25 protein-coding genes are annotated in these 22567 nt (G+C 70.6%); 13 read left to right on the forward strand and 12 right to left on the reverse strand.

Annotated elements, in window-relative coordinates; translation table 11 throughout:
- Positions 1-64: 64 nt before the first annotated feature.
- From KDK95_RS09145 to KDK95_RS09160, 4 genes are all read right to left on the reverse strand, one after another.
- Entirely contained in the window at positions 65-706 is a 642-nt protein-coding gene (locus KDK95_RS09145) for a TetR-like C-terminal domain-containing protein (RefSeq protein WP_212517621.1), read from the reverse strand.
- Between the two features lie 3 nt (positions 707-709).
- Positions 710-2356, reverse strand: a complete 1647-nt coding sequence (locus KDK95_RS09150) for an MFS transporter (RefSeq protein WP_212517622.1) — start codon at positions 2354-2356, stop codon at positions 710-712.
- A 313-nt stretch (positions 2357-2669) separates the two neighbouring features.
- Positions 2670-3350, reverse strand: a complete 681-nt coding sequence (gene thiE / locus KDK95_RS09155) for a thiamine phosphate synthase (RefSeq protein WP_212517623.1) — start codon at positions 3348-3350, stop codon at positions 2670-2672.
- Between the two features lies 1 nt (position 3351).
- Positions 3352-3717 (reverse strand): Rv2175c family DNA-binding protein, encoded by a 366-nt coding sequence (locus KDK95_RS09160; protein WP_307844291.1) that lies wholly within the window; start codon positions 3715-3717, stop codon positions 3352-3354.
- Between the two features lie 127 nt (positions 3718-3844).
- On the opposite strand from KDK95_RS09160, the gene KDK95_RS09165 reads away from it, so the two are divergent.
- The 5 genes from KDK95_RS09165 (at position 3845) to pknB (ending at position 8624) form a co-directional block, all read left to right on the forward strand.
- Positions 3845-4399 (forward strand): hypothetical protein, encoded by a 555-nt coding sequence (locus tag KDK95_RS09165; RefSeq protein WP_212517624.1) that lies wholly within the window; start codon positions 3845-3847, stop codon positions 4397-4399.
- 223 nt (positions 4400-4622) lie between these two features.
- On the forward strand, positions 4623-5768 hold the full coding sequence (gene thiO, locus KDK95_RS09170) for a glycine oxidase ThiO (protein WP_212517625.1): 1146 nt from the start codon (positions 4623-4625) through the stop codon (positions 5766-5768).
- On the forward strand, positions 5759-5959 hold the full coding sequence (gene thiS, locus KDK95_RS09175) for a sulfur carrier protein ThiS (RefSeq protein WP_212517626.1): 201 nt from the start codon (positions 5759-5761) through the stop codon (positions 5957-5959). The genes thiO and thiS overlap by 10 nt, the downstream gene beginning before the upstream one ends.
- A 4-nt stretch (positions 5960-5963) precedes the next feature.
- Positions 5964-6737, forward strand: a complete 774-nt coding sequence (locus KDK95_RS09180; RefSeq protein ID WP_212517627.1) for a thiazole synthase — start codon at positions 5964-5966, stop codon at positions 6735-6737.
- Between the two features lie 60 nt (positions 6738-6797).
- Complete coding sequence (gene pknB, locus KDK95_RS09185; RefSeq protein ID WP_212517628.1) at positions 6798-8624, forward strand: Stk1 family PASTA domain-containing Ser/Thr kinase; 1827 nt, start codon at positions 6798-6800, stop codon at positions 8622-8624.
- On the opposite strand, the gene KDK95_RS09190 is transcribed toward pknB, so the two are convergent.
- Positions 8608-8826 (reverse strand): hypothetical protein, encoded by a 219-nt coding sequence (locus KDK95_RS09190; RefSeq protein WP_212517629.1) that lies wholly within the window; start codon positions 8824-8826, stop codon positions 8608-8610. The genes pknB and KDK95_RS09190 overlap by 17 nt on opposite strands.
- Positions 8827-9023: 197 nt before the next feature.
- On the opposite strand from KDK95_RS09190, the gene KDK95_RS09195 reads away from it, so the two are divergent.
- Entirely contained in the window at positions 9024-9629 is a 606-nt protein-coding gene (locus KDK95_RS09195; protein ID WP_212517630.1) for a DUF4230 domain-containing protein, read from the forward strand.
- 13 nt (positions 9630-9642) lie between these two features.
- Here the strand turns inward: KDK95_RS09195 and KDK95_RS09200 are convergent, their stop codons facing one another.
- Positions 9643-10248, reverse strand: coding sequence for a molybdopterin-dependent oxidoreductase (locus tag KDK95_RS09200; protein ID WP_212517631.1), 606 nt, complete (start codon positions 10246-10248; stop codon positions 9643-9645).
- 129 nt (positions 10249-10377) lie between these two features.
- Here KDK95_RS09200 and KDK95_RS09205 point away from each other — a divergent pair, with 129 nt between their 5' ends.
- Together KDK95_RS09205 and bfr are read left to right on the forward strand one after the other, a co-directional pair.
- Positions 10378-10623, forward strand: a complete 246-nt coding sequence (locus KDK95_RS09205; protein ID WP_212517632.1) for a (2Fe-2S)-binding protein — start codon at positions 10378-10380, stop codon at positions 10621-10623.
- A gap of 88 nt (positions 10624-10711) precedes the next feature.
- On the forward strand, positions 10712-11194 hold the full coding sequence (gene bfr, locus KDK95_RS09210) for a bacterioferritin (RefSeq protein ID WP_212517633.1): 483 nt from the start codon (positions 10712-10714) through the stop codon (positions 11192-11194).
- 117 nt (positions 11195-11311) lie between these two features.
- Here bfr and KDK95_RS09215 read toward each other — a convergent pair whose 3' ends face one another.
- Complete coding sequence (locus KDK95_RS09215; RefSeq protein WP_212517634.1) at positions 11312-12271, reverse strand: TetR/AcrR family transcriptional regulator; 960 nt, start codon at positions 12269-12271, stop codon at positions 11312-11314.
- A gap of 160 nt (positions 12272-12431) precedes the next feature.
- Between KDK95_RS09215 and KDK95_RS09220 the strand changes: the two genes are divergently transcribed.
- Positions 12432-13970, forward strand: coding sequence for an MFS transporter (locus KDK95_RS09220; protein WP_212517635.1), 1539 nt, complete (start codon positions 12432-12434; stop codon positions 13968-13970).
- Positions 13971-14123: 153 nt separating this feature from the next.
- Here KDK95_RS09220 and KDK95_RS09225 read toward each other — a convergent pair whose 3' ends face one another.
- From KDK95_RS09225 to mgrA, 4 genes are all read right to left on the reverse strand, one after another.
- Positions 14124-15068 (reverse strand): hypothetical protein, encoded by a 945-nt coding sequence (locus tag KDK95_RS09225; RefSeq protein ID WP_212517636.1) that lies wholly within the window; start codon positions 15066-15068, stop codon positions 14124-14126.
- A gap of 113 nt (positions 15069-15181) precedes the next feature.
- Positions 15182-16216 (reverse strand): threonine aldolase family protein, encoded by a 1035-nt coding sequence (locus KDK95_RS09230; protein ID WP_212517637.1) that lies wholly within the window; start codon positions 16214-16216, stop codon positions 15182-15184.
- Positions 16217-16259: 43 nt separating this feature from the next.
- Positions 16260-17582 (reverse strand): class II 3-deoxy-7-phosphoheptulonate synthase, encoded by a 1323-nt coding sequence (locus tag KDK95_RS09235; RefSeq protein WP_212517697.1) that lies wholly within the window; start codon positions 17580-17582, stop codon positions 16260-16262.
- A gap of 246 nt (positions 17583-17828) precedes the next feature.
- Positions 17829-18821, reverse strand: coding sequence for an L-glyceraldehyde 3-phosphate reductase (gene mgrA / locus KDK95_RS09240; RefSeq protein WP_212517638.1), 993 nt, complete (start codon positions 18819-18821; stop codon positions 17829-17831).
- Between the two features lie 64 nt (positions 18822-18885).
- Here mgrA and KDK95_RS36780 point away from each other — a divergent pair, with 64 nt between their 5' ends.
- The 4 genes from KDK95_RS36780 (at position 18886) to KDK95_RS09260 (ending at position 21840) form a co-directional block, all read left to right on the forward strand.
- Positions 18886-19881, forward strand: coding sequence for a helix-turn-helix domain-containing protein (locus KDK95_RS36780; protein WP_212517639.1), 996 nt, complete (start codon positions 18886-18888; stop codon positions 19879-19881).
- 67 nt (positions 19882-19948) lie between these two features.
- On the forward strand, positions 19949-20437 hold the full coding sequence (locus tag KDK95_RS09250; protein WP_212517640.1) for an NUDIX hydrolase: 489 nt from the start codon (positions 19949-19951) through the stop codon (positions 20435-20437).
- 183 nt (positions 20438-20620) lie between these two features.
- Positions 20621-21178 carry a ribonuclease FAU-1 family protein gene (locus KDK95_RS35695; RefSeq protein WP_212517641.1) on the forward strand — a complete coding sequence of 186 codons (558 nt, stop codon included), beginning with the start codon at positions 20621-20623 and terminating at the stop codon, positions 21176-21178.
- A 20-nt stretch (positions 21179-21198) separates the two neighbouring features.
- Positions 21199-21840, forward strand: a complete 642-nt coding sequence (locus KDK95_RS09260) for a hypothetical protein (protein ID WP_212517642.1) — start codon at positions 21199-21201, stop codon at positions 21838-21840.
- Positions 21841-21898: 58 nt separating this feature from the next.
- On the opposite strand, the gene KDK95_RS09265 is transcribed toward KDK95_RS09260, so the two are convergent.
- A complete protein-coding gene (locus tag KDK95_RS09265) occupies positions 21899-22486 on the reverse strand; it encodes a TetR family transcriptional regulator (RefSeq protein ID WP_212517643.1) in 588 nt (195 codons plus the stop codon).
- Between the last annotated feature and the right edge of the window lie 81 nt (positions 22487-22567).

The following is a 22567-nucleotide window of genomic DNA, read 5'->3' on the forward strand; positions in this document are numbered from 1 at the left end:
TCGCTATCGCTCGGCAGGCTCGGTCGGGAGGCACGCAGCGCTCGCGGATGAGCTCGCAGGGCACTCATGGGCGGGCTCCGCGGAGCATGTCGTCTACCAGGCCCACGCAGTAGTCCTCCGTGACTTCGAAGGCGGGGAAGAGCTTGCAGACGAACAGGATCGTGGACGTCAGCATGACCGTCGCGCGCTCTACGTTGAGGTCCGGCCGCAGCTCGCCGTTGGCGATGGCGGCGCGCAGGACTTCGCGGTACTGCTCGCGGCGGGGTTCGATGACGGTTTCCTGGTAGCGGAACATCAGCTGGGGGTTGCCCGCCAGCGTCTGCAGCAGGACGGCGAACGCGGTGCCTTCGTGGGTCTCGAGGACGTTCGAGCGCATCTGCAGGAGCAGGTCGATCAGCTGCTCGCGGACGCCGGCGCCGGTCGGGGCCCTGCGGGGGGTGCTGTGGAAGGCGCGCTGGAGGGTGGTGATGACCAGCTCCTCCTTGTTGGCCCACCTGCGGTAGATCGCCGCCTTACCCACTCCCGCCTTGGCGGCGATCATCTCCATCGAGAGCAGGTCGTAGGTGACGCTCTGGCTCAGCAGGGCGATCACGGCGTCGAGGATGGCGTCCTCGACCTGCTCGCTGCGCGGGCGGCCGGGGCGCCTCGGGGATGGGGCGGCGGCGTCCGCGGGAATCGCGCCGCCGCCCGTCGTTCTCAGCGACATCGGTCAGGCCGCCACGCTCTCGGCCCTGCTCGCCGCGTCGACCGGGCCGCCGGGCTGGGTGACCTTGCGCGGCAGCCAGAGCGCGACCACGACCGCGGCGAAGACCATGATGGCCGAGCCGGTCAGGGTGGTGACGTGCATGGCGTGGACGAAGGACGCGTCGGCGGGCTGCAGCAGGCCGGTGGCCCGGGTGTTGCCCTGCGAGACCGCGACGCCGACCGCCTGCTGGGTCGCCTCGATCGAGCCGCTGACGTAGTGCGACTCGGCGGGCGTCAGGTGCGAGTTCGGGATCGCGTCGACCAGCGGCTGCATCCGGCTGCGGTACGCCGTGGTCAGGATCGTGCCGAGCACCGCGACGCCGAGGGCGCCGCCGAGTTGGCGGACGGTGTTGTTGACCGACGAGCCGACGCCCGCGATCTGCCTCGGCAGCGCCGCCATGACGGTGGTCGTCGCCGGCGGCATCACGTTCGCCATCGCCGCGCCCTGGAAGAACGCGATCAGCAGGTAGATCCACATCGGCGAGCTCTGCGTCACGAACTGGTAGCAGGCCATGGCGACCGCGATGGCGAGCAGGCCGGAGACGGCGACGGTGCGCGGGCCGAAGCGCTTGACCATGTTCGAGGACAGCGGAGCGAAGATCACCATCGCCGCGGCGAACGGCAGCATGAACACACCCGACATCAGCGGCGAGTATCCGCGCACCGACTGCAGGTAGAACGAGAAGAAGAACATCCCGCCCATCATCGCGAAGAAGGTCAGCGCGACCGAGATCACCGCGGCGGAGAACATCCGGTTGGCGAACAGGCGCACGTCCAGTGCCGGGTGTTCGGTGTGCAGCTCCCAGAACACGAATCCGACCAGCAGCAGCAGGCCGCCCGCGATCGAGCCCCACACGCTCGGGGCGCCCCAGTCGCCGGTGTCGCCGGCGTGGATGATGCCGTAGACGAAGATCACCAGGCCGGCCATCTCCAGCAGGACGCCGACCGGGTCGAGGCTGCCGGGCTTCGGGTTCTTGCTCTCCGGCAGCAGGATCAGCATCACGATGAACGCGATGACCGTGATCGGCACGTTGATCAGGAAGACCGAGCCCCACCAGAAGTTGTTCAGCAGCGCGCCGCCGACGATCGGGCCGATGGCGATCGCGAGGCCGACCGAGCCGGACCAGATGCCGATCGCCTTGGGCTGCTCGTGCCGGGGGAAGACGTTGGCGATGATCGCCAGGGTGGACGGCATGATCGCGGCGCCGGAGAAGCCCATCGCGGCGCGCGCGGCGATCAGCTCGGCCGGGGTCTGCGCGTAGGCGGTCAGCAGCGAGGAAAGGCCGAACAGGATCATCCCGAGCATCAGGATCCGCTTGCGGCCGAGCCGGTCGGCGAGGATTCCCCAGGTGAACAGCAGCCCGGCGAAGATCAGGGTGTAGGAGTTGATCGCCCACTCGAGGTCCGACTGGCTGGCGCCGAGGCCCTTGGGCTTCGGCTCGGACATGGTTTTCAGGGCGACGTTCAGGACGGTGTTGTCGAGGACGACCACGAGCAGCGAGAAGACCAGGCCGGTGAGGATGATCCACCGGCGGGGGTGGCCTGCGTGCTCGGGGTGCTCCACGGCGCGGGCTGCTGACTCACTCACGGCGGTTACCCCTCCCGAAGGCATCGAATTTCGATCCGAGACCGTTCCGTATCAGATGCCGCCGAGCCTACTCCCGGCATTTCCGATACGCAACCGTTCCGTATCGTAGGGAATCCTGTGAACGGGACCGGGCTGCGACACGCGCCCGCGCCCGCCGGATCGCCGCGGCCGCGTGCCGAATCGCGCGCGAGCCGGCTCCTAATCGCCTGCGAACCGCCCCCAGAACGCGACAGCGCCGCGGCCCCGGCGGGGGGCCGCGGCGCGTGCGGCGTGCGCGGTAAGCGGGGCCGTGCGTAGCGTGCGTGCTGAGTGAGTGGGGCGAGGGTCCGAGGCGGCGTCAGGCGCCCAGCGGTACGGCGCGCACGCGGGCCGCCAGCACGCGGGCCACGTCGCCCGCCGCGGCGGCGTCCGGCGCCTGGGTGAGGGCCCGGACGACGACGATGCGGCGTGCGCCGGCGTCGAGGACCTCGCCGAGGTTCCGCTCGTCGATGCCGCCGATCGCGAACCACGGCGGCACGCCCTCGGCGCCGGGAGGGGCCACCCGCGCGGCGTGCCGGACCAGGCCGAGGCCGGGCGCGGGACGGCCCGGCTTTGTCGGGGTCGGCCAGCACGGGCCGACGGCGAAGTAGCCGGTCTCCGGGTCGGCGGCGGCGGCCTCGACCTCGGCCTCGGCGTGCGTGGAGCGGCCGAGCAGCGTCTCCGGGCCGACGATCGCGCGGGCGAAGCCGACCGGCAGGTCGTCCTGGCCTAGGTGCAGGACCGGCGCGCCCGAGGCGTAGGCCACGTCGGCGCGGTCGTTGACGGCGAACAGCCTGCCGTGCCGCTCGCAGGCCTCCTCGAACACGGCGAGGAGTTCCAGCTCGCGCGAGGCCTCGAGCCCCTTGTGCCGCAGTTGCACGACGTCCACACCGCCCGCCAGCACCGCGTCGAGGAACGCCGGCAGGTCGCCGCGCTCGAGGCGTCCGTCGGTGCAGAGGTAGAGCCGTGCGTCGGCTATGCGGGCCCGCTGGTCCGCCACCTCAGAAGCCCAGCGCCTGCGCCCGGCGGCGCACCTCGGTGCCGCGGTTGTCCCGCAGCGCCTGGACGGGCGTGCCCGGCAGGGACTCGTCCGCGGTGAACATCCAGCGCAGCGCCTCCTCGTCGGTGTACTTATTGTCGGCCAGAAGGGTGAGAGTTCCGGGGAGCCCCTTGAGCACCTGATCGCCGGAGAGGAAATCCGCCGGCACCGAGAGCACGTTGCGCTCGCCGCGCCGCACCGCCACCAACTGCCGGTCCTTGACCAGTTGGCGGGCCTTGGTGATCGGCAGGTCCATGCGCTCTGCCACGTCGGGCAGGGTGAGCCAGTCGGTGATCAGCGAATCGAGGTCTGTGTCAGGGGTAGTCACACATATACTCTGCCACGCCGTTCCGGCGCCGACCCGCCGATGCGTCGTAATCAGGACAGCCGGGGAACCGAGAATCGTGTCCGTTCGTTTACCACACTCTCAGTCTTAGGCCGTAGGGTGTGCGGCTATGACGGATAACACCACGACCACGGGCGGGTCGGACGCCGAGGAAGAGACCGAGTTCGTCTCTGTCGGCTCCGCACGGGAAGAGGAAGCTGCTCTGCCCGAGGAGCTCATCGAGATCGACGACGACGGAGCCGACGACGAGGACGACGTCCCCGGGACGGGCACGGTCAGCGGCGGTTTCGGCTTCGCCGGCCTGGCCTTGGCGATCGTCTCGCTGACCACGAACTGGACCAGCGGAATCGTCGTCTCGCACGCGCAGTACACGCAGGAGGTGCACGAGACCAGCACGGCCTCGGCGCAGGTCTCCCTGAACATGTACGAGAACGGCTGGCACACCCAGGCGTGGTGGGCCCTGGCCTTCGCGCTCGGGGCGGTGCTGTTCGGCGCGGGCTCGCTGCTCTCGCCGAGCATCCTGCTGAGCGGGCGCACCCCGGGCTGGGCGAAGGCCGGCGCGACCGCCGCCGTCATCGTCGGCCTGATCGCGGCGCTGCTGGCGATCCTGACGCTCGCCGGCGTCTTCGGCGGCCACATCGTCGCGCCGTCGACCGCCGGCTGATCCACCCCGTCTTCGGGCACGACGCACACCCACGGACACCAGCCCCTGCCGGAACCGCCTCGCGGTTCCGGCTAAGCTGGTTACCGGAAAAAACAACCGCATAGGCACCACACCACCACGGGAGCCCCCACGACGCGGGGGATGAGAGGGAGACGGCCTCGGTCTCCGACCGTTCGAACCTGGCCGCGCGCCGCCCTCGGGCCGTGCCGGTGGAGGGAGCGGAATGTCATCGTCTTCGGGCTGCGACTGCGCCGTGCTCGGCGGCGGCCTCATCGGGCTCGCCGTCGCCTGGCGCGCGGCGCTCGGCGGCCTCAGCGTCCATCTGGCGGATCCGGACCCCGGCGCCGGGGCCTCCAGCGCGGCTGCCGGAATGCTCGCACCGGTCACCGAGGCGCACTACGGCGAGGAACGCCTCCTCGACCTGAATCTGCGCTCCGCGCAGCTCTACCCGTCCTTCGCCGACGAACTGTCGCGATTCACCGACCTGCCCACCGGCTACGACACGCGCGGGACCCTCGCCGTGGCGTTCGACCGGGACGATCGCGCGGTGCTCGCCGAGACCGCCGCGTACCACCGGAAGCTCGACCTCGAATCGACCCCCCTGACCGGACGCGAGGCCCGCGCGCTCGAACCGATGCTCGCTCCGGGGGTTCAGGCGGCGCTGCTGGTCGAGCACGACCACCAGGTCGACAACCGGCTGCTGCACCGGGCTCTGCTGGCCGCCGCCGTTCGCGCCGGCGTGCGGATCCACCGGTCCGCCGCTGAAATCGTCGTCGAGGACGGGCGCGCGCGCGGGCTACGGCTCGAATCCGGCGAGGTGCTGGCGACCGACCAGGTCGTGCTCGCCGCCGGGTGCTGGTCCTCCGAGACACCCGGCCTGCCGCCCGGCGCGCTACCGCGGATTCGCCCCGTACGCGGCCAGATCCTGCGCCTCGCGATGGGCACCCAGCCGTTGCTGGCGCGCACGATCCGCGCCATGGTCCGCGGCCGCTACGTCTACCTCGTCCCCCGCGCCCACGGCGAGCTCGTCATCGGCGCGACCACGGACGAACTCGGCTTCGACACCTCGGTCACCTCGGGCGGCGTCTACGAGCTCTTGCGGGACGCGCACGAGGTCGTCCCCGGCATCACCGAGCTCGCGCTCGTCGAGTCGCGCACCGGCCTTCGCCCCGGCTCCCCCGACAACGCCCCTCTCCTCGGACAGACGGCGCTGCCCGGCCTGATCGCGGCGACCGGCCACTACCGCAACGGCGTCCTGCTCACGCCCGTCACCGCCGACGCGATCGCATCCTTGCTGATCGACGGGACGATCCCGGGGTACGCGGTTCCTTTCAGCCCTCAGCGCTTCGGAGGCCCCTCATGCGCGTGACCGTCAACGGAGAGCGCCGGACCGTGCCTTCCGGCCTGCTGCTCGCCGACCTGATCGCCCAGCACACGGACGTCCGCGCGGGCGTGGCCGTCGCAGTCGACGGCGAGGTCGTGCCGCGGACCGGGTGGTCCGCGTACGTCCTCGACGACGGCGCCGCGGTCGAGATCCTCACCGCGGTCCAGGGAGGCTGAACGCGTGGCTGAAACTTTCACGATCGGCGACCGGTCCTACGCGTCGCGGCTGATCATGGGCACCGGCGGCGCGCCGAGCATCGAGATCCTGCGGGAGGCACTGATCGCCTCCGGAACCCGGCTGACGACCGTGGCCATGCGCCGGGTCGCGGCGGGCACCCGCGGCTCGATCCTGGACCTGCTGGCCGAGCTGGAGATCGACGTCCTGCCGAACACCGCGGGCTGCCTGACCGCGGGCGACGCCGTGCTCACCGCGCGGCTGGCCAGGGAGGCGCTGGGCACGTCGTGGGTCAAGCTCGAGGTCATCGCCGACGAGCACACGCTGCTGCCCGACCCGATCGAGCTGGTCGACGCGGCGCGCACGCTGGTCGACGACGGCTTCACCGTGCTGCCGTACACCAACGACGATCCGGTGCTCGCGCGCAGGCTCGAGGACGTCGGCTGCGCGGCCGTGATGCCGCTGGGGGCGCCGATCGGCTCCGGGCTCGGCATCCGCAACCCGCACAACATCGAGCTGATCGTGGCGGCGGCCCGGGTCCCGGTGATCCTGGACGCCGGAATCGGCTCGGCGTCCGACGCCGCGCTGGCGATGGAACTCGGCTGCGCCGGGGTTCTGCTGGCCTCCGCCGTCACCCGATCGCAGCAACCGGCGCTCATGGCCGCGGCGATGCGCGACGCGGTCGCCGCCGGATACGCCTGCCGGGCCGCGGGCCGCATCCCCGTTCGCCGTTTCGCGCTCGCATCGAGCCCAAGCCGTGACGAATCGCCTGCGTTTTAACCGTTTTGGGACGCAGTCGGCACACTCTAGTGGACCCGGTTACGCCTACACTCGATGACCGTGAGCACCGCGACCGTCAATCTGCCGCCCGACGACCTCAAGCCGGGCCAGGTCGTCGACGGCCGGTACCGGGTCGAGGCGCGCCTGGCACACGGCGGCATGGCCACGGTCTACCGGGCGTTCGACGACCGGCTCGACCGCGCCGTCGCGCTGAAGGTGATAGAGCCGGGGCTGGCCCGGCGGCCCGAGTACGTCGCCCGGTTCATCCGAGAGGCGAAGTCCTGCGCGAAGCTCAGCCACCCGAACATCGTCGCCGTCTACGACCAGTCGGCGATACGGCCGGCGCCGGCGGGCTACGGCGCCGCGAAGCAGGGCACGCTGGCCTACCTGGCGATGGAGTACGTGCCCGGCAGCACCCTGCGGCAGGTCCTCGGCCGCCGCGGCCGGCTCACCCCGCGCCAGGCGCTGCAGGTGCTCGACGCGATGCTGGCCGGGCTCGGCGCCGCGCACCGGGCCGGGATCGTGCACCGCGACGTCAAGCCGGAGAACGTGCTGATCAACGACGCGGTGCTGGCCCAGTCGCACTCGTACGCGGCGGCGCTGAAGGTCACCGACTTCGGCCTGGCCCGCTCGGTGGCCGGCAGCGCGGAGGCCAGCACGCTCGGCGGCAGCCTGCCGGGCGGCGGGCTGATAGGGACCGCGTCGTACCTCGCGCCGGAGCTGGTCCGCTTCGGCACCTGCGATCAGCGCTCGGACGTGTACTCGGCCGGGATCGTCCTCTTCGAGCTGCTGACGGGGCATAAGCCCTTCGTCGCGGCCACGCCGGTCGAGGTGGCGCAGATGCACGTGACGCACCGGGTGCCCGCGCCCTCGGCCCAGCTGCGCGGCCTGGACCCGGCCGTCGACGCCCTGGTGGCCCGCGCCACGGCCCGGGAGCCTGACCAGCGCCCCGCGGACGCCAACGCCCTGCGCTCGGAGCTGCGCGCGGTCTACGCGAACCTGCCGGACGCCGCGCTGGACTTCGGCGGCTCCGCGGAGCGGGCCGAACCCACCCAGCAGCTGCGCGTCGACGCCGACGGCACCCGCGCCGGCATCTCGCCGACCCGGGTGGACCTGTCGCGGCAGGCCGTGCCGCCGCGCTCCGGGCTGCCCCCGATCGCCCCGCGCCGCGACCCGGACGAGCCGTACCGGCCCGTCGACGACGGCGGCCGGCGCCGCAGCTACCGCGGCCTGGTGGTCTTCCTGGTGATAGTGGTCCTGGCGGCCGCGATCGGCTTCGGCACCTGGCTGTGGGGCAGCACGCACTGGCAGTCCATGCCGGACCTCACCGGGCTCTCGCAGAGCCAGGCCGAGCAGGCGCTGACCAGCGACGGCCTGAAGTTCACGGTGAAGCAGTCCTCGAGCACGACGGTCGGCACCGGCGACGTGATCTCCACCGACCCGGGCTCGAACCACCCGGTCTCCGACGGCAGCACCGTGACACTGACCGTCTCCACCGGGCCGGCGCAGGTGAGCGTGCCGAACGTGACCGGGATGACGCAGTCGGACGCCACCAGCCAGCTGAAGTCCGCCGGATTCAACGTCTCCGTCGCCTCCACGACGCAGTACTCGAGCAGCGTCGCCGCCGGGGACGTCGCCTCCTACTCCCCCAGCGGCACGCAGACTCAGGGCTCGACCATAACGCTGACCATCTCCGCGGGCGCCGGCCAGAGCACCGTGCCCGACGTGACCGGCCAGAACATCACCGACGCGACCAACGAGCTGGAGAAGGACGGCTTCAAGGTCGTCACCCACCACGTCACGCTCGTGTTCAACACCGTGGTCAACCAGAGCCCGGGCGGCGGTCAGACCACCACGCCCGGCGGCACCGTCACCCTCTACTACTGAGCACGGATATCCCGGCGGTCACCCACGAGCCCGGGTTGTTGATCTGCGTGCCCTTGCGGTAGCCGCCGAAGATCAGCCCGAGCAGGATGATGATCAGGATCAGCCAGAAGAAGGCCCACAGCGCGTTGAAGCCGCGCCGGCGGGGCCGGCGGTCTTCTTCCTCCCTGTGGTGGCGTCGTCGGGGGATTCTCAAGCCTGGCAACGATCTGCGCTCCTTTTCCGGATTGCCGGTACGGGGGTCTGGCGTCGGGGAATCAGGGTATGACGAGCACCCCGGAACTTCGAGCCCGTAGACTCCGGGGCTCGTAGGGACCGATGGAACAGGGTTCGAGTCAAGGGGCGGTGGCTGTTGTGGTGGCGGTCGTATCTCGGTGGCGCAGGCGAATAGTCGTCGGTGGCGTGTCGCTGGTCGTGGTGGTGGGACTGGTGCTGCTGGCATCCGCCATCCACCTTCTACCCCAACTGCGCAATCCATTCTCCGAGCAGACCACCGAGCGGTCCGGGCCGGTGCTGCTCCAGTCGATCGTGGAACTGTCGAGGTACGAGGCCGCGAGCGGCAACTTCCAGGTGGTCGTCGACATATCGTCCGGCGGCTCGATCCTGCCGAGCTGGCTCGAGGGCAGCGACACGCTGTTCATCGGCGTCGGCACCGACAACGCGTACGTGGACTTCTCCAAGCTCAAGGGCAGCGCGGTGCAGGTCTCCGCGGACCGGCTCTCGGCGACGATCACGCTCCCGCCGGCACAGCTGGAGACCGCGCAGCTCAACGTGCAGCAGTCCTACGTCTTCGCGCAGCAGCAGGGCCTGTTCACCCGGGTGAACGGCTTCCTGAGCGGCAACCCGAACTCGCAGCAGGCGGTCTACGAGCTGGCGCAGAAGCAGATCCAGGGCGCCGCGGCGAAGAGCGCGCTGATCACGGACGCCGAGCGCAACACCCGGACGATGCTCACGAGCCTGCTGCAGTCCCTGGGCTTCAAGAACATCACCGTCAAGTACACGTCCTGATTCCGGAGCCGGCTCAGTCCTCCTGGTAGGAGTAACGCTGCTCCTGCCAGGGGTCGCCGATCTTGTGATAGCCGCGCTCCTCCCAGAACCCGCGCCGCTCCTCGGTCAGGTACTCGATCGCGCGCACCCACTTCGGGCCCTTCCAGGCGTAGAGGTGCGGCACGACGAGGCGCAGCGGGAAGCCGTGCTCCGGCGTGAGCTCCGCGCCGCCGCGGCCGGTCGCGAAGATCGTGGTCGGCGCTGCCAGATCCTCGATGCGCAGGTTGGCGGAGTAGCCGTACTCGGCCCAGGCCAGCACGTGCGTCGCCTCCGGCGCGGGCGGCGCCAGCTCCAGGATCGTGCGCGCCAGCACGCCGGTCCACGTGCTGGCGACCAGGCTGAACTTGGTGACGCAGTGCATCTCGGCGGTGACCTCCGCCGTCGGCAGCCGGTGGAACTCACCGAAGTCCCAGCTGTGCTTCGCCCCGTCGACGGTGGCCCCGTAGACCTGCAGATCCCAGCGCTCCGGCTTGAAGCGGGGCACCGGACCGTAATGCAGCACCGGCCACTGGGTCTGCGCACGCTGCCCGGGCGGCAGCGGCGTTGCTTCCCCCGGCCGGTCCTCGTCAAGAGAACCCATGGGTTCTATCGTCCCAGACCGCGAGGTGTGCTTCCGACCACATTCGGCCCTCCCGTGCTTGCGCGTCCCGGAACGTCCAGGTTAGCTTAGGTTTACCTAACCGTGCCCTGGTACCGAGGAGTTCCGCCGATGTACGCCTGTGTCTGCTTCAGCATCACCGAGGAGGAGATACACGACGAGATCTCGGCGGGCGCGAGCACCGAGGAGGAGATCGGCGAGCGCTGCGGGGCCGGGACCAGCTGCGGGACCTGCGTCGAGCGGCTCGGCTGCCTGATCGAGGAGGCGCGGCTGCGCCCGTGCGTCGAGCAGACCCTCAGGGCGTGCCCCTCGGCCTGCGACGCCGCGGCCCGGGCGGGCGAGACGCTCGCCGCCTGAAAGCGCGGGGCGCCCAGGATTCACCGTGCGCGCATGAAAGACTACCTGCCGTCATTCCTCCACCCCACGGCACGGAAGGGATCGGGCGATGCAGGGCGACAAGAACGTCATCGCGATCCTCAATGAGCAGCTGACGGCCGAGCTCACCGCCATCAACCAGTACTGGCTGCACTACAAGCTGCAGGAGAACAACGGCTGGACGAAGCTCGCCAAGCACACCCGGCACGAGTCGATCGAGGAGATGGAGCACGCCGACAAGCTGGCGGAGCGCATCATCTTCCTCGAGGGGCTGCCGAACTTCCAGAAGCTCCAGCCCCTGCGGATCGGGCAGACCGTCACCGAGATGTTCGAGTGCGACATGAAGGTCGAGCTCGAAGCGGTGGAGCGGCTGCGCCGCGGGATCAGGCTGATGCGGGACAAGGACGACGTCACCTCCGCGAACCTCTTCGAGGAGATCCTCGAGGACGAGGAGGAGCACATCGACTACCTCGAGACCCAGCTCGACCTCGTCAAGAAGCTGGGCGAACCGCTCTACCTGGCGCAGCTGGTCGAGCAGCCCGACCACAGCTGAGCCGTCCGGCACGGGCGCTCGCGGCTGATACCGCTCAGCGCCGGCGCTCGTGCCTGTGTCGAGCTACCGACCACGGTTGAAGGCGGCGTCCGGACGGGCGCTCGCGGCTGATACCGCTCAGCGCCGGCGCTCGTGCCCGCTCGGCGGCAGGAACGTCGACAGGCCCCGAACCAGGATGTCCAGGCCCAGCTCGAAGCGGTCGAACATCGGCGTCTCCGGATCGCCGGTCTCGCCCACCATGACCCGCGCCAGCGACGTCAGGTTCGGGAACTGCTCCTCCGGCAGCGCCTCGAGGTAGTCGCCGACCTGGCTCATCGCCTCCCGCACCTGCTCGGGCGTGGAGTCCGGGTACCGCTGCTGCCACATGTAGTCCTCGATCGCCGTACCCACCATGTACTGGCCGATCAGGTCCCCCGCGTACGCCGCGACGTAGTCCGGCATCCCGTGCGCGCGCAGCAGCCTGAGCATGTTCTCGATGTTCCGAAGTCCGTTGGGGCCGAACGGGATCCGGCCCAGCAGGGCTCTGGCGATGTCGCGGTGCGCGGTCAGCGTGCGATAGCCGGCGCGCACCATGTTCTTGATCTGCTCCTGCCAGTCGACGACGTCTCCGGCGGGGTCCTGCGCGCCGACAGCGCTCTCCGCCATGATCTCGTCGACGATCAGGTCCATCAGCTCATCCTTGTTCGCCACGTACGCGTAGAGCGACGCGGCCCCGGTGCCGAACTCCTGGGCGACGCGGCGCATCGAGACGGCGTCGAACCCCTCCTCGTCGATGATCCGGATGGCAGCCGCGACGATGGCCTCCCGGCTGAGCGCGGGCTTATCGGAACGCGGCTTGCGCGAACCGGCCTCGCGGGCCCAGGGCGGCGGCGGAATGACCCCGGCGCGAGTAGCGGAAACCCGGCTCGCGGCGGCCCGAGAGGCGGCCGCACGCAGATCCCCGGCCTGCCGCGCCGCATCCTCGGACTGGCCGACGGCCTGACCCGCCTCGCCCTCGGACTCGTCCCCGGACTGGCCGACGGGCCGCCGCGCCTCGTCCCCGGACTCGTCCCCGGCCGGCTCCGACTGCGCTGGCATCCCGCCTCCTTCTCGCGGCCCGCACGTCTGCGGGCACCCGGCCACCGTACCGCCGGACGAACAGCGTACGCAATGCGAACGGCGTTCTTGACACGAACGCCGTTCGCGCGTAGAACGGTGTTCGAAAGCTAAACACTGTTCGTCCCGGGGAGGGATTCCGATGAGCACCACGATGGACAAGGAGCCGCACACCGGCGCGGCCGGCGACGCCGGCGCAAGCGCGGGCGGCGTTGACGGCGTTGACGGCGCTGACGGCGCGGCGAAGGCGGGCAAGGCCGCCAAGAACTCGCGTCTGCAGACGGCCGTGCTGCTGACCGTGCTCGGCGCCGACGTCATGGACCTGCTGGACTCGACGATCGTCAACGTGGGCTCGCCGTCGATCGCCCGCGACCTGCGCGCCACCACGACCCAGCTGCAGTGGATCATCGCGGGCTACACGCTGGCCATGGCCGTCGCGCTGATCACCGGCGGCCGGCTCGGCGACCTGTACGGCCGCCGCCGGATGTTCCTCGGCGGCATCGGCGCCTTCACCCTGATGTCCGCGCTCGCCAGCGCCTCGGTCGACCCGCAGATGCTGGTCACGACGCGGTTCCTGCAGGGCCTGGCCGCCGCGCTGATGCTCCCGCAGGGGCTGGCGATCATCCGCTCGGTCTTCCCGTCCGACAGGGCCGGCGCCGCGATGAGCATCTTCGGCCCGGTGATGGGCGTGGCCGCGACCGTCGGCCCGATCCTCGGCGGCGCCCTGGTGACCGCGAACCTGTTCGGCTCGCAGTGGCGCTCGATCTTCTGGGTCAACATCCCGGTCGGCGTCCTCGCGTTCGTCTGCGCCTGGCGCGTGGTCCCCAGGGACGAGCCGCACGGCCCGGACGCGCCGACCCTCGACGTCACCGGCATGCTGCTGTCCGGAATCGGCATGCTGCTGCTCGTCTACCCGCTCATCCAGGGCCGCGAGAAGGGCTGGCCGGTGTACATGTTCGTACTCATGGCCGCGTCGGTCCCGGTCTTCGCGCTCTTCGGCCTCCAGCAGCGGATGCGCTCCCGCAGCGGCCGCACCCCGCTCGTCACGCTGTCGCTGTTCCGCAAGCCGGCCTTCGTCGGCGGCCAGATCTTCGGCATGTTCTTCTTCTGCGCACTCGGCGGCCTGTTCCTGGTGCTCGTCCTGCACCTTCAGCTCTCGCTGGGCTACACCTCCCTGCACGCAGGCCTGACGAGCCTGCCGTTCTCCCTCGCCGTAGCGATCGGCGCCGGGCTCGGCGGCGGCCTGCTCGCCCCGAAGTTCGGCCGCCACGTCCTGCACGCCGGCATCGTCGCCATGGCCATCGGGCTGGCCGGTCTCGCCTGGAGCATCGAGCACTGGGGCATGAGCCTGACGAGCCTCGACCTCGCACCCGCATACACCCTGTGCGGCCTCGGCTTCGGCCTGCTCGTCGCCAGCTACTTCGGCATCATGGTCAGCGCCATCGAGGACCACGAGACCGGCTCGGCCGGAGGACTGATGAACGCCCTCCAGCAGCTCGCCAACACCCTGGGCGCGGCCCTGTTCGGCACCCTGTACTTCAACGGCCTCACCGACGGCCACACCTCGGTCTCGTCGGCCAGTTCGACCCTCGCCTGGGCCACCGTCGTCGTCGTGCTCTGCATCCCCCTCGGCTTCCTGATGCCGAAGCGCATCAAGCCCTCGGCACTCGAAGCGCACTGACATCCCCTAGTTCGTCAGGCCCTTGCCTTGGGGGGCGAGCCAGTCGGAGCACATGCCCGTGGAGCACCAATGCGAATCATGAGATGAACACAGCGAAGCGCCGGAGGAATGCCCTCCGGCGCTTCGTCGAGCAGTGAGGCTAATTCGTCGCGGCTACTTGTCGGCCGCGGCGCCTTCCTTTTCCTTCTCTTCCTTCTTCGCCTCGTCCGCCGTCACGAACTCGGCGGCGGCCTCGGTGCCGGCCATCCGGAAACGCAGCGCCTCCCACAGCGGGCCAGGGATCACGTGGATTCCGTAATGAGTCCGGTGATGATTGGCGCACAAGACTTCCAGGTTCCCGGGCGACTCAGCCCACTGCTGGAACTCTTCGTCATTATCGAAATGCAATCCGAGCGCTTCCTGAAGCTTCTTCGGGTCCACCTCGTTGATCTGGGAGAACTCGATGTAGGTGTGGTGCAGCTCGGGCTCGCCGCCGCAGAGCTCGTCGGCGATGATGCACTTCCACAGGCCCTGGCGCTTGAGACGGGCCTTGGCCTGCTCGAAGAGGTGGTAGTGCGGGTCGTCCTCGCGCGGGGCGTGGTCCGGCACGTGGGTCTCGATGTGCACGGTCATCATCTGGTCGTGCGCGGCGGTCACGGGGGCGTCGGCGACGTCCTTCACGTGCGTGTGCGCGTGCGCGGCGGGAGCGCCCGCGAGCGGGGCGTAGGTGCGCTGCGGGGGGACCGGGTCATGCGAGTGCTCGTGCGAGTGCGCCGCGGGCGCCTCGGGCTCCGCAGCGGGCTTCTCGGCGGTCTTCTTGGCGGCGGCCTTCTTGGCCGGCGCCTCGGCCTTCGGCTCGGCGGTCTTGGCCGCTGCCTTCTTCGCCGCGGGCTTGTCCTCGGCCGCGGCGGCCTTCTTGGCGGCGGGCTTCTCCTGCGCCGGCTCGGCCTTCTTCGCCGCCGCGGGCTTCGCCGCGGCCTTCTTGGCCGGGGCCGGCTCCGCCTCGGCCTCGTGGGAGTGCGAGTGCTTCTCCGCGTACTCCTCGGCGGCCTTGCGCTTCGCCGCCTCCTCGCGCTCCTTCTCCTCGTCGTCGCCGAAGATCTTCTTCAAAAAGCCCATGTCCGCCCCCTGGGGTGTGGTCGGTCCTTCGCTGTCGCGCACGAAGGTAGCCCCCGCCCCAGGGGTCTATCAACAGCCTCAAACAGTTCGATATCGGCGCAGTACGCCGCAGTTCATACGCAATCTGCGATGATCTGGGCCGCGGTCGCCGCCGACTTCTCCGTTACGTCCAAATGCGTGATGGCTCGCAGGGTTCTGGGACCCATCGCCCCGATCAGTACCCCTTGCTCCCGCGCCCGGTCCGCCACGCCGGACGCGCCGCGGGGGGCGTCGATGAGCAGGATGTTGGTCTCGGGCTCACTGACCGTCAGTCCGCGCTCGCGCAGGCCCTCGGAGAGCAGGCGGGCGTTGGCGTGGTCCTCGGCCATCCGCTCGATGTGGTGCTCGAGCGCGTACAGCCCGGCGGCGGCGAGCATGCCGGCCTGGCGCCAGCCGCCGCCGAGGCGGTGTCGCAGGACCCTGGCTTGCTCGCGCTGCTCTTCGGCGAGGAGGAGGATCGAGCCCACGGGGGCGCCCAGGCCCTTGGAGAGGCAGACGGACAGGGTGTCGGCGATCTTGCCGTACTCGGCGAGCGGGGTTCCGCCGGCGACGTGGGCGTTCCACAGGCGGGCGCCGTCGAGGTGGATCTTGACTCCGCGCTCGTCGGCCAGGGCCCTGATCTCGCGGAGTGTTTCGAGGGGGTAAACGGATCCGCCGCCGCGGTTGTGCGTGTTCTCCAGTTCGATGACCTTCGTGCCGACCACGTAGGGGCCGTGCGGGCGCACGAGGCGGTCGAGCTGGTCTGCCGTGAGCAGGCCGCGCTCGGTGAGCGTGGTGCGGGTCTGCACGCCCGCGTGCCAGGCCAGGCCTGCGTCCTCGTGCGCGACGATGTGGGCGTCGGCGTCGCAGACCACTTCCTCGCCGGGCGCCGCGTGCATCCGCAGGCCGATGTGGTTGGCCATGACGCCGGTCGGCACGAACAGGGCCGTGGTCAGTCGGGAGTCCGGGCCGCCGAACAGGGCGAGCGCGCGGGCTTCGAGCGCGGCGACGGACGGGTCCTCGCCGTAGACGTCGTCGCCCACCTCGGCGTCGAGCATGGCCGCGCGCATCGCGGGGGTGGGCCGGGTGACGGTGTCGCTGCGCAGGTCGATGGGGGGAGAAATGGTCATGGCCGCAGCTTAGGCGCCGCGGCCATGAGGTGGAGCGCCGGGTTTACCGGGTCTCGCGGTACATCTCCGCGACCAGGAACGCGAGGTCGAGCGACTGCGAGCGGTTCAGGCGCGGGTCGCAGGCCGACTCGTAGCGGGTGCCGAGGTCGTCGAACACGATCTCGTCGCCGCCTCCGACGCACTCGGTGACGTCGTCGCCGGTGAGCTCGACGTGGATGCCGCCGGGGTGGCTGCCGAGACCGCGGTGCACCTCGAAGAAGCCCTTGACCTCGTCGAGCACGTCGTCGAAGCGGCGGGTCTTGTGCCCGCTGGGCGCCTCGAAGGTGTTGCCGTGCATCGGGTCGCAGATCCAGGCGACCTGGTGGCCCTCGGAGGTGACCTTCTCGATCAGCGCGGGGAGCTTGTCGCGCACCACGCCGGCGCCCATCCGCACCACGAAGGTGAGCCGGCCGGGCTCGCGGTGCGGGTCGAGCTTGTCGAGGTAGGAGATCGCCGCGTCCGGGGACGTGGTCGGCCCGAGCTTGATGCCGATCGGGTTGCGGATCTTGGAGAAGTAGTCGACGTGCGCGCCGTCGAGGTCGCGGGTGCGCTCGCCGATCCACACGAAGTGCGCCGAGGTGTTGTACGGCTCGCGGGTGCGCGAGTCGATGCGGGTGAGCGCCGACTCGTACTCGAGCAGCAGGCCCTCGTGCGAGGAGAAGAACTCGACCGAGCGCAGCTCCTCCGGGTCCGTCCCGCAGGCCTCCATGAAGCGCAGCGCGCGCTCGATCTCGCCCGCGAGCACCTCGTAGCGCTCGCCGGCCGGGGAGCTGGCGACGAAGTCCTGGTTCCAGGCGTGCACCTGGCGCAGGTCGGCGTAGCCGCCGGTGGTGAAGGCGCGCACCAGGTTCAGGGTCGCGGCGCTGGAGTGGTACATCCGGACCATCCGCCACGGGTCCGGGATGCGGGCGTCGGGGGTGAACTCGAAGCCGTTGACGGAGTCTCCGCGGTACGCCGGGAGGGTGACGCCGTCCCGGGTCTCGGTGTCCTTGGAGCGGGGCTTGCCGTACTGCCCGGCGATCCGGCCGATCTTGACGACGGGCACGGAGGCGGCGTACGTGAGCACGGCGGCCATCTGCAGCAGCGTCTTGAGCTTGTTCCGGATCGCATCGGCCGTGACGGCGTCGAAGGTCTCGGCGCAGTCGCCGCCCTGGAGGATGAAGGCCTCGCCGCGGGCCACGGCGGCGATCCGCTCCTTGAGCAGGTCGCACTCGCCCGCGAAGACCAGCGGGGGATACGAGCGCAGCTCCGCGGCGGCGCGGGTCAGTTCACCGGCGTCGGGCCACGAGGGCTGCTGCTTGGCGGTCAGTTTCCGCCAGGTATCCATTTCGGTCGTATCCACCCGTCCAGGGTACGGGACGCCAATGGCCGCCCCCGAGCGGGTTTCGCCAGGCGAGACGCGCACCCCGGACGGGCGGATACGCCGGGCCGGCGGGCGGCGCGGCCCGGCGCCCGGCGCGGCGGGGCGGTCCGGCGGACGGCGCGTGCCAGGACGTGGCGTGGCCGCCCCGCGGGGCCACGCGTCCCGGCCGACGGCACGACGGCGAGCGCGCGCGTCCCCGCGGCCGGCGCGTCAGTCGGCGAGCACGTCCTCGATCGCGGCCAGTTCGGAGTCGTCGAGGGCCGGGGCGTCGAGGGCGCCGAGGTTGGCGTCGAGTTGGCGGACGGAGGAGGCGCCGATCAGCGTCGACGTCATGCGCGGGTCGCGCAGCGTCCAGGCCAGGGCGAGCTGGGCGAGGGTCTGTCCGCGGCCCTCGGCGATCTTGTTGAGCGCGCGCACCCTGGCCATCACGTCGTCCGTGAGCGCCTGCTCCGTGAGGAAGTGCCCGACCGCCGCGCGGGAGTCCGCGGGTACGCCGTCGAGGTAGCGGTCGGTCAGCCGCCCCTGGTCCAGCGGCGAGAAGCAGATCGCGCCGGCGCCGACCTCTTCGAGGGCGTCGAGCAGCCCGCCCTCGACCCGCTGCCGGTCGAACATGTTGTAGCGCGGCTGGTGGATCAGCAGCGGCGTGCCGAGTTCGCGCAGGATGTGCGCGGCCCGGCGGGTCTGCTCGGGGTCGTAGTTCGAGATGCCGACGTACAGCGCCTTGCCGGAGCGCACGGCGTGGTCGAGCGCGCCCATCGTCTCCTCCAGCGGGGTGTCCGGGTCGGGACGATGGCTGTAGAAGATGTCGACGTACTCAAGGCCCATCCGGGCCAGCGACTGGTCCAGCGAGGCGATCAGGTACTTGCGCGAGCCCCATTCGCCGTAAGGCCCGGGCCACATGTCGTAGCCCGCCTTGGTGGAGACGACGATCTCGTCGCGGTACGGCCGGAAGTCGGCGCGCAGGTGCCGGCCGAAGTTCTCCTCGGCGGAGCCGGGCGGCGGGCCGTAGTTGTTCGCGAGGTCGAAGTGCGTCACCCCGCGGTCGAAGGCGCGGCGCAGGACGGCGCGCTGGTTCTCGAACGTGTAGGTGTCGCCGAAGTTGTGCCAGAGGCCGAGGGAGACGGCCGGCAGGCGCAGGCCGCTGCGACCCGAGCGGCGGTAGGTCATCGAGTCGTAGCGATCCGCGGCAGCGAGGTAGCTCATGAAGTTGATCCTAGGCTTGAGCGAGCTTGACTCTCCACCCACTGGAAGCCGGAGCGTGGACGCCATGAGGGACCGAACCGTGCGGCGGTTGCTGACGATCGGCCAGCTGAGCGAGTTGACGGGCGTGCCGGTGCGCACGATCCGCTTCTATTCGGACAGCCTGGCGGACGGTCGCGCGCTGCTGGAACCGGCGCTGCGCAGCGCGGCGGGCTATCGGCTCTACGACCTCGAGGCCGCGGCTCGCCTGGAGTTGATCCGGACGCTGCGCGACCTCGGCGTGGACCTGCCGACGATCGCCAGGGTGCTGGCCCGGGAGCTGACGGTCGCCGAGGTGGCGCGTGCACAGGCGGACGCGCTGGAGGCGACGGTGAAGGCGTTGCGGCTGCGGCAGGCGGTGCTGCGCGCGGTCGCGGTCCGCGACACCGATTGGGAGGAGCTGGAACTGATGAACAGGCTGGCGAAGATGGACGCCGAGGGCCGCAGGAGGATCCTCAACGAGTTCGTCGACCGGTGCTACGAGGGGCTGGACGACGAGCACGGCGCGAGCGAGGCGTTCTCCTCGGCGATGCGCAACGCCTTCCCCGACCTGCCGCAGGACCCGACGGAGCGGCAGGTGGAGGCGTGGGTGGACCTGGTGGAGCTGGTTCAGGACGAGGACTTCATCGCGCGTTCGCGGGAGATGGCGGCTTACGGAATCGCGAAGCGGGCCAAGATGAGCGAGGCCGAGTGGCAGAGGGACCAGCAGGCGTTCGCCGAGATCTGCCCGCTCGCGGTGGAGGCGTGCGAGTCCGGGATCGCGGCGGACTCGGCGCAGGGCGCCGCGCGGGCGGCGCACATCCTGGAGGTCTGGTGCGCGAAGCTGGACCGTGCCCCGGACGAGAAGTGGCGCAGGCTGATCGTCGATTCGCTCACGATGATGAACGACCCGCGGGTCAACCGGTTCTGGCAGTTGGTCGGCATCGTCGGCGGCAATCCGGAGTTGGTTGCGCAGACGGCGCCGATGTACGCGTCGATGCAGTGGCTGATCAAGGCGCTCAGTGCTGACGCCGGATCTGCTTGATCCGCTGATCCGGCGCTGGTGGGCGGCGGGACGGGGTGCTGTCGGTGGCCGCGGCTACCCTCGGAGCATGACAGAGCGCACTCCCCGACTCGCCGCCCGGCTGCTGATCATCGACCCGGACGGCGCCGTCTACCTGCAACTGCACGACGATGCGGAGATCGGGCTGCACTGGGCGCCTCCCGGCGGCGGCATCGAGGCGGGCGAGAGCGAGATCGAGGCGGCGGTGCGCGAGACGGCCGAGGAGACCGGCTGGACGGACGTGAAGGTCGGCGCCGCGCTGTGCACGTGGAAGCACGACTACGTCCGCGACGGCGTGCCCACCAGGCAGACCGACGCGATCTACCTCGCCGAGGGTCCGCGCCGTGAGCCGCAGGGCGATCTGACCGAGTCCCACCGGATCGACGGCATCCTGGCGACGCGCTGGTGGACCCCCGGCGCGCTCGCCGAGTCGAAGGCGCTGTTCTGGCCGCCGGGCCTGCCTGAGCTGGTCGCGCGGGTGCGCCGAGACGGCGCGCCGGCCGAGCCGATCGAACTCGGCTACACCCCGAACGTCTGAGGGCGTCCGAGGTGGCAGACGGATTCCGGGTGGCGGCCCGTGGCTGACGACGAGCCTCCGGCCACGGCGTATGTGTCTCGCGCCGTTGCCAGCGATCTCCCGAGCCCTGTGCTGCCGCCCGGATGCACCGCCGTGCGCCGCGACATGTTCCGTGGGCGCGCGTGGACCCGGTCCCCTGTCCGCGTGCTCGCGGCGGACGCGTCAGCCGCCGTGACCGCGATGTGGCCGGGCATCGTCACGCTCGCGGCCAAGCGGTTTGTCGAGTCCGGCGAGGGCCGTGAGAAGCACTTGCGGGCGGCCGCGCTCGATGACCTGGCCGGCGGCGAGTGGGACATGGCCGAGTGGACGTGGCGCCGGACCGGAGTGGTCATGGAGATCGTGTCGGACCGCTGGTTCACGGTGTCCAAGATGCACGCCGAGGACGGATCGCTCGCCTACTGGTACGTCAACTTCGAGCGACCGCCGAGGTGGCACGCCTCGGGCTGGGACACGATGGACCTCGCGGTCGACCTCGTCGTCGAGCCGGACGGCGCGTGGCACTGGAAGGACGAGGACGAATACGAGCACTGCCGCAGGCTCGGCATCGTGACGACCGCGGAGCACGCTGCGGTCAGCCTGGCCCGCGAGGAGGCCGTCGCCCTGGTCGAAGCACGCGCGGGCCTGCTCGGCGACGACCCGGCGCACCGATGGCTCCCGGACCCCGCGTGGCCTCGACCCACCCTCCCGCGCAACGAAGGTTAGCCTTACCTATACTGCTGGGCATGAGTCCTGAGCGCCGCGCCGACGACCCTCGCACCGCGATAGCCGCAGCCGCTGTCCTTCCGCCCTCCGAGGGAGCCTTCGACCGTGTCCCGCCCCTCGAGGCCCGCGCGCCGAAGCTGGCGATCATGGCGGCGCTCGTGGTCTGCGCGTGGTTCGGCATCGTCCTGCTGAGCAAGCACGAAGGCGCCGCGACCGTCTACCTCTCCGACGCGGCACGCACGCGCTATCTGACCGTGCACGTCGTCGGGTTCTGCCTCGGCCTCGGCACCGTGCTCGCGGTCGACGGCGCGTTCCTGGCCGCGGCCTTCGGCTGGACCTCGATCAGCCGCGCGGCACGCTTCGCGCTCTACGCGGACTGGCTGATCTGGGCCGGCTTCGCCCTCGTGTGCGTCAGCGGCGCGTTCCTGCAGCCCGACTTCGGCAATGCCTGGGTCGTCGCCAACTTCTTCGTCGTCCTGGCCCTGGGCGTCAACGCCGTCCACGCCCGCGACATCCTCGACCACGTCCGCGCAGTCCCCCGCACCGCACGCATCAGCACCCTGCCACGCCGTCTCCTGACGCGCGCCGTGGCCAGTGCCGTGCTCTCCCAGGCACTCTGGTGGACGTCGATGGCGATCGGCTACTTCACCCGGCTGCGATAGAGCCGAGCGCCGACCGCGGGCCATCGAACACCCCACCGTCGGGCCGGCTCGCGAGCCCCTACTCCTCCGCGGCTTTCACCGCTACGCGCTTGACGGCGTCCTTGGTCCAGGCGCGCAGGGCCTCGGGGTCGAAGCCGGGGCCGAAGACGAGGTCGCGGACCTGGGGTAGCGCGGCGGCGTAGTTGATCATGCCCATGAGCAGCATCAGCATGTAGGCGGCGGGCATGTCGTCGCGGACGATGCCCTGGGTCTGGGCGTCGACGATCTTCTGCTTCTTGACGCCGTAGCGCTCGGCGCGGGCCTCGCTGCGGCAGGTGTTCTCGGACTCGACCTCGAGGGCCTCCCACATCAGCAGCCTGAGGAGCTCGGGGTGCTTCCGGTGGTAGTCGATGTGCTCGTCGACCCAGCGGTCGAGGTCGGTGATGTCGGTGGAGACCATCTCGGCGACCTGGACGAGGGTCTTGTCGAGGACCTTGTAGAAAAGCTTCTTCTTGTCGCCGAAGTAGGCGTAGATGAGCTGCTTGTTGGCCTGCGCGTTCTGGGCGATGCGGTCCACGCGGGCGCCGGCGATCCCGTGGGCGGCGAACTCCGCGGTCGCCGCCTCGAAGATGCGCGCCTTGGTTGCTTCAGCGTCTCGCGTGGCCATGAGGCCATGGTAACCAACTAGTCAGTTGACAGCCAGCCCGCTGGATGGAATATTCTCAACCAACCGGTTGGTTGAGGCCCT

It is taken from the genome of Actinospica acidithermotolerans (assembly GCF_018139625.1).
Classification (GTDB): domain Bacteria; phylum Actinomycetota; class Actinomycetes; order Streptomycetales; family Catenulisporaceae; genus Actinospica; species Actinospica acidithermotolerans.

Excerpts from the sequence above, each read along its gene's own strand:
- KDK95_RS09145 (WP_212517621.1), bottom strand. The coding sequence starts at position 706 with ATGTCGCTGAGAACGACGGGCGGCGGCGCGATTCCCGCGGACGCCGCC.
- KDK95_RS09150 (WP_212517622.1), bottom strand. The coding sequence starts at position 2,356 with ATGCCTTCGGGAGGGGTAACCGCCGTGAGTGAGTCAGCAGCCCGCGCC.
- KDK95_RS09165 (WP_212517624.1), top strand. The coding sequence starts at position 3,845 with ATGACGGATAACACCACGACCACGGGCGGGTCGGACGCCGAGGAAGAG.
- thiO (WP_212517625.1), top strand. The coding sequence starts at position 4,623 with ATGTCATCGTCTTCGGGCTGCGACTGCGCCGTGCTCGGCGGCGGCCTC.
- thiS (WP_212517626.1), top strand. The coding sequence starts at position 5,759 with ATGCGCGTGACCGTCAACGGAGAGCGCCGGACCGTGCCTTCCGGCCTG.
- KDK95_RS09200 (WP_212517631.1), bottom strand. The coding sequence starts at position 10,248 with ATGGGTTCTCTTGACGAGGACCGGCCGGGGGAAGCAACGCCGCTGCCG.
- KDK95_RS09205 (WP_212517632.1), top strand. The coding sequence starts at position 10,378 with ATGTACGCCTGTGTCTGCTTCAGCATCACCGAGGAGGAGATACACGAC.
- bfr (WP_212517633.1), top strand. The coding sequence starts at position 10,712 with ATGCAGGGCGACAAGAACGTCATCGCGATCCTCAATGAGCAGCTGACG.
- KDK95_RS09215 (WP_212517634.1), bottom strand. The coding sequence starts at position 12,271 with ATGCCAGCGCAGTCGGAGCCGGCCGGGGACGAGTCCGGGGACGAGGCG.
- KDK95_RS09220 (WP_212517635.1), top strand. The coding sequence starts at position 12,432 with ATGAGCACCACGATGGACAAGGAGCCGCACACCGGCGCGGCCGGCGAC.
- KDK95_RS09225 (WP_212517636.1), bottom strand. The coding sequence starts at position 15,068 with ATGGGCTTTTTGAAGAAGATCTTCGGCGACGACGAGGAGAAGGAGCGC.
- KDK95_RS09230 (WP_212517637.1), bottom strand. The coding sequence starts at position 16,216 with ATGACCATTTCTCCCCCCATCGACCTGCGCAGCGACACCGTCACCCGG.
- KDK95_RS09235 (WP_212517697.1), bottom strand. The coding sequence starts at position 17,582 with ATGGATACCTGGCGGAAACTGACCGCCAAGCAGCAGCCCTCGTGGCCC.
- mgrA (WP_212517638.1), bottom strand. The coding sequence starts at position 18,821 with ATGAGCTACCTCGCTGCCGCGGATCGCTACGACTCGATGACCTACCGC.
- KDK95_RS36780 (WP_212517639.1), top strand. The coding sequence starts at position 18,886 with ATGAGGGACCGAACCGTGCGGCGGTTGCTGACGATCGGCCAGCTGAGC.
- KDK95_RS09250 (WP_212517640.1), top strand. The coding sequence starts at position 19,949 with ATGACAGAGCGCACTCCCCGACTCGCCGCCCGGCTGCTGATCATCGAC.
- KDK95_RS09260 (WP_212517642.1), top strand. The coding sequence starts at position 21,199 with ATGAGTCCTGAGCGCCGCGCCGACGACCCTCGCACCGCGATAGCCGCA.
- KDK95_RS09265 (WP_212517643.1), bottom strand. The coding sequence starts at position 22,486 with ATGGCCACGCGAGACGCTGAAGCAACCAAGGCGCGCATCTTCGAGGCG.